General features: G+C 72.5%; 3 protein-coding genes. All 3 read left to right on the plus strand.

Annotated elements, in window-relative coordinates:
• The first annotated feature begins 251 nt into the window (after nucleotides 1-251).
• The 3 genes from AB0917_RS33830 (at nucleotide 252) to AB0917_RS33840 (ending at nucleotide 3600) form a co-directional block, all read left to right on the plus strand.
• A complete protein-coding gene (locus AB0917_RS33830) occupies nucleotides 252-437 on the plus strand; it encodes a hypothetical protein (RefSeq protein WP_366823538.1) in 186 nt (61 codons plus the stop codon).
• A gap of 68 nt (nucleotides 438-505) precedes the next feature.
• Nucleotides 506-1990: an oxidoreductase gene (locus AB0917_RS33835; protein WP_366823539.1), complete on the plus strand. Its 1485-nt coding sequence runs from the start codon at nucleotides 506-508 to the stop codon at nucleotides 1988-1990.
• Nucleotides 1991-2232: 242 nt separating this feature from the next.
• Entirely contained in the window at nucleotides 2233-3600 is a 1368-nt protein-coding gene (locus AB0917_RS33840; protein WP_366823540.1) for a cytochrome P450, read from the plus strand.
• Nucleotides 3601-3634: the final 34 nt, after the last annotated feature.

Below are 3634 nucleotides of genomic sequence, written 5' to 3' on the forward strand. Positions count from 1 at the left end.
CCGTTGCCGTTGACCAGGGTACCGACCTGGCCCACGGTGCCGCCCACGGCATTGACCGTCGCCCCCAACTGGGTGGTGACCGGGTTGTTGCCGGCCGTGTTCGGCTACTCGCTGACGCGGGGCCGCGGCCGCCCGGCGCACGTACCGCACGGGGTCTGACGGGGCCGGAGCCCTCGCCGGTCCCGACTGGCAGCCTCCCCGTCCCTCGAAGATCCTGAACGGGATCGCTTCGAGACGGGGAGGCACGGCCGGTGGGGCAGTTCTTCGCGGACAACCCGTGGGTGACCGTGTTCGCGGTGATCGCCCTCGGCGCGCTGCTCGGCCTGGTGCGTTTCGGCCCGGTGAGGCTGGGGGCGGCCGGTGTCCGCGTCCTGCTCACCAACCCGGCCTGGCCGGGCGCACGGTCGGGGGCCGCCCAGGACGGTCCGGCCGCCTGACCGCACCGGCCACGACGAGATCGCTTCACCCGCACTCGGCAGCCCCGGAGCGGCCGTAGCCTGTAGCGGTGCTGATCTACGACGAACTGACCCCGCCCGAGCGCGCGTTGTGGGACTCCTTCCCCGAAGGGCGGTGGGTGGATCTGCGCACCGGGGTGCCCGAGGACGACGACCCCGCCCTGGGAGCGCGTTGGGGGGCCGAGCGAACGGTCCGCGCCGAGGTCGTGGCCGCCCTGCTGCTGGGCGGCAACACGGAGCGGTCGAGCGGTGTCGCCTCGCTGCGCCTGGCCGGCGCACGGATCACCGGTCATCTGGATCTGGCCGGTGCGGAGATCAGCCACCTGCTCTGGCTGAAGGAGTGCCGGTTGGAGCAGGGGGTCAGCTTCTACGCGGCCTCGACGCGGACGGTCCGGATCACGGACAGCCGGGTGCCCGGCGTCGACGCCGGGCTGGCTCGCGTCGAGGGCCATCTCGACCTGCACGGGTCCGTGATGGAGAGGGGCAACCTCTCCCTCATCACGGCTCAGGTGACGGGGGAACTGGACCTGAACGGGGCGCACATACGGGCTCCCGGGAAATGGGCGCTGTTCGCGGGGGGTCTGGTCATGGGCGGGGGCGTCTTCTGCCGGAAGGGCTTCACCGCCCGGGGCGGATTGCGACTGCCGGGCGCGCAGCTGCCCGGTGGCCTGTTCCTTCAGGGCGCACGCGTGGAGAACCCCGGTGGTGAGGCGCTGGTCGCGGACAACGTGACGGCCACGGTGGTGGACATGTCCGAGGGGTTCAGCGCCACGGGAACCCTGCGGCTGCGGGGCGCTCGGATATCGGACCTGCTCACCCTTGAGGGAGCCTCCCTCGGCGGCAGCGCCACGGCGCTGTTCGGCGTCGGGATGCGGGTGGGCACCTTCGACTTCGGCCTTGCCGCGGAGCCCGCGGGAGCCGTGGACCTCCGGGGCGCCGAGGCAGCTGTTCTGCGCGACCGCGAGCAAAGCTGGCCGAAGGAGGTACGGATGGACGGCTTCGTCTACGGTTCCCTCCGCTCCGACGGGGCACCCCTGCCGGAGGGTGTGGGCCACCGCCTGGCGTGGATCCGCCGGAACCCCGGCTACGCCCCGCAGCCGTACGAGCAGCTGGCTGCCAGCTACCGCCGGGCGGGCCACGACGACGACGCCCGCAGGGTGCTGCTGGAGAAGCAGCGCCACCGCCGCCGCACCCTGCACGCGCCCGGCCGGGTGTGGGGACATCTGCTCGACGCCACCGTCGGATACGGGTACCGGCCCTGGCTGGCCGCCCTGTGGATGACCGCCCTCTGCCTGCTCGGCAGCCTGGTGTTCAGCGCCGGCTCGCCGGTCCGGACGAAGGACGGGGAGGGCGCCCCGTTCAACCCCCTCTTCTACACCGTCGACCTGCTCTTCCCCATCGGTGACTTCGGCCAGCGCGGCGCCTGGCATTGGACAGGGGCGGCACAGTGGCTGTCGTACCTGCTGATCGCCGTCGGCTGGCTCCTCACCACAGCTGTCGTCGCGGGCGTGTCCCGCACGCTGAGCAGGAACTGACAGACCCCAGGCGCCCGCACGCTCGGTGCCGGGCGACCTCTCGACTGCCCGGTCTCCACGGGACAACTCCGGGAGCGATGGTCCGCGGGGGCGGCCGCCAACGCACGTACAGCCACACGGCCGATGACGGTTTCCGGCCACGGCGGGCCGACGCCCTGGTGGGGTACCGCCCCCATCGCGTTCGATGGGGTTCGAACGATTGCGCGCCGTCAGAGGCGCGCCCCAGGGAGCGGAGTCCTTCGATGTCCACGCAGACCGGCCCGGCGCTCGACACCCAGCCTCGCGGCCATGCGTTCGTACCCGGCCCCAGGGGGCTGCCGTTGCTCGGGAACCTGCCGCGGTTCGGGAAGAACCCCCTCGCCTTCTTCGAACTCCTGCGGGGCCACGGGGACATGGTGCGCTGGCGGTTCGGGCGCAACCGGTGTCTGTTCATCTCCGACCCGGAGTGCATCGGCGAGCTGCTCACCGAGACGGAACGCACCTTCGACCAGCCCCGGCTCGGTATCGCGTTCCGGACGGTGATGGGCAACGGCATCATCGTCGCGCGGGGCCGCGACTGGCGGCGCAAACGGTCGCTGGTGCAGCCGTCGGTGCGGCCCAAGCAGGTCAAGTCGTACGCGGCCACCATGGCGTCCTGCGCGGTGGAGCTGGCCGACGCCTGGTCGGACGGTGAACGCGTCGACGTCAAGCGGGAGATGGCGGCCCTGACGCAGAAGATCGCGGTGCGCACCATCTTCGGTGTGGACACCCCGGCGGACTCGGAGGCGATGGGCCGGGCGATGGACGTCGCCCAGCTGGAGATCGGCAAGGAGTTCGCCGGGCTCGGGGCGCTGCTGCCCGACTGGGTGCCCACCCCGGGCCGGGCGCGGATCAGGAAGGCGGCGGCGGTCATCGACGCCGAGGTGGGGCGGGTGGTGGCCCGGCACCGCGACGGCGAGAGTGAACGCCCGGACCTGCTCAGCAGGTTGCTCACCGCCGTCGACGAGAGCGGTGAGCACCTCAGCGATGCGGAGATCCGCGACGAGACGGTCACCCTGTACATCGGCGGCCACGAGACGACGAGTTCGACCCTGGTGTGGGCGTGGTACCTGCTCTCCCGCAACCCCCGGGTGCGGGAGGCGCTCGCCGAGGAGCTGGACCGGGTGCTCGGCGACCGGGAGCCGGGATTCGACGACTACGCCCACCTCACCTACACCCAGGCCGTGGTGAAGGAGACCCTGCGGCTGTACCCGACGATCTGGCTGATCACGGGGGTGGCGAAGGAGGGGGCCCGGCTCGGCGGTCTGCCGATCGAGGAGGGGACCCGGGTGTGGAGCAGCCAGTGGTCCACGCACCGGGACGCGCGGTGGTTCCCCGAGCCGGAGGAGTTCCGCCCGGAGCGCTGGGACGCCACGAGCGGGGACGAGATCGCGGAGTACGCCTGGTTCCCGTTCGGCGGCGGGCCCCGGGTCTGCCTGGGGACCCGGTTCGCGATGGTCGAGTCGGTGCTCATCCTGGCCGTGCTGGCCCGGCGCTTCGAGCTGGACGTCGAGCCGGACGTCATCGAGCCCGTACCGAGTCTGACGCTTCAGCCGGACCGGGACGTGCCGGCGACGGTGCGGGCGCGGTAGGGGGACGAGGGGCGCCGCCGTGCGCGCGCACGGC

It is taken from the genome of Streptomyces sp. NPDC007346, from assembly GCF_040703535.1.
Classification (GTDB): Bacteria; Actinomycetota; Actinomycetes; order Streptomycetales; family Streptomycetaceae; genus Streptomyces.

Excerpts from the sequence above, each read along its gene's own strand:
- AB0917_RS33840 (WP_366823540.1), top strand. The coding sequence starts at position 2,233 with ATGTCCACGCAGACCGGCCCGGCGCTCGACACCCAGCCTCGCGGCCAT.